Source organism: Paenibacillus sp. sg306046 (assembly GCF_059821225.1).
In genome coordinates this window covers 1-1,255 of record NZ_JCAMRT010000083.1, presented here as the reverse complement: position 1 = coordinate 1,255, position 1,255 = coordinate 1, and the positions used below count along the sequence as shown (strand labels likewise).

Sequence of the window (1,255 nt, the reverse complement as noted above, 5' to 3'; positions counted from 1 at the left end):
ACTCAACTTTCGCAGCTCCCAATTAGGTTGAAGTCCAAGCGGCTGTAAGGGTGGATACGATTTTTTTCTTCTATTGACAGAAAAACACCCTCTTTGTTTGGTATCATGGAAGTGTCGAGCAACCATGCAAACAAAGAAAGGTGTGTAATTTTATAGTACACCATCGTTCCCTGTCTGACCAGTCTCGCTTTTCGTCCATATTCCATTCTCTTAAAATCGGTACCCTGCTCCGCGAGGCAGGGATTCGAAAGTCTTTCGGTCTCAGTGCCCTCGCTGTTTTTCAGTTGCTGTTTTCACTTGTCTTCGAGGGAAAGAACTGGTTTCGACTTCTTGAAAGCAAACGTGGGAATTCACTGCCAGGCAAGGATGTCGTCTATCGCTTCTTAAATCATCCAGGCTTTGCATGGCGGGCTTTTCTTCATTCGCTTAGCCTGATGATCGTTCGGCAGTTCACATCGCTTACCTCGGAAAAACGAGTGAAAGTATTCATTATTGATGATTCAACTCTACAGCGAAATCGCAGTAAAAAAGCGAAACTGCTTGCGAAGGTGTTTGACCATACAACCGGCCGATTTGCCAAGGGCTACACCATGCTGACCCTCGGCTGGTCGGACGGCTTCAGCTTCGCTCCAATCGATTTCGTCATGCTCTCTTCAGCCAACATCGTGAATCGATTAACCGAAATGACAACAGCAATCAAGAAACGCTGCCATGGTTATAGACGACGCATCGAGGCGCTTACTCGCAAGCCTGATGCCGTGGCTGACTTGATTCAACGTGCTTTACGTGCTGGCTTCCATGCGGATTATGTTCTGATGGACAGTTGGTTCACACAGATGCCGCTCATTCGCCGACTCTTGGCTGATGGGCTCGACACGATTGGTATGGTCAAAGAGATGAAGCAGCGCTACATCCACCAAGGCCAACGTTTAACGCTGAGTGAACTGTATCGGGCTTTGCCCAAAGACAAGAAATCTTCCATTTGGTGTTCGGTTATTACCCGAACTTCATGCGGAGTGCCAATCAAACTCGTATTCGTTCAAAACCGTAACAAACGCCGTGAGTGGTTGGCCATTCTCTGTACAGACCTAACTCTAGAGCCGAGCGAGATCGTGCGAATTTATGGTATGCGATGGAGTATTGAGACCTTCTTTAAGGTAACCAAAAGCTATTTGAAGCTGGGAACCGAGTTTCAGGGGCGATCCTTTGACATGCTCATTTGCCACACGACCGTCGTGTTTAGCCGCTATCTAGT

Annotated in this window: 1 protein-coding gene; it reads left to right on the top strand. The window is 47.6% G+C overall.

The window, feature by feature from the left end; all coding sequences use genetic code 11:
* Positions 1 to 152 precede the first annotated feature (152 nt).
* Positions 153 to 1,255: IS4 family transposase (locus AC6ROY_RS25360; protein WP_500103337.1), on the top strand; the 1,103-nt coding region annotated here is incomplete at its 3' end.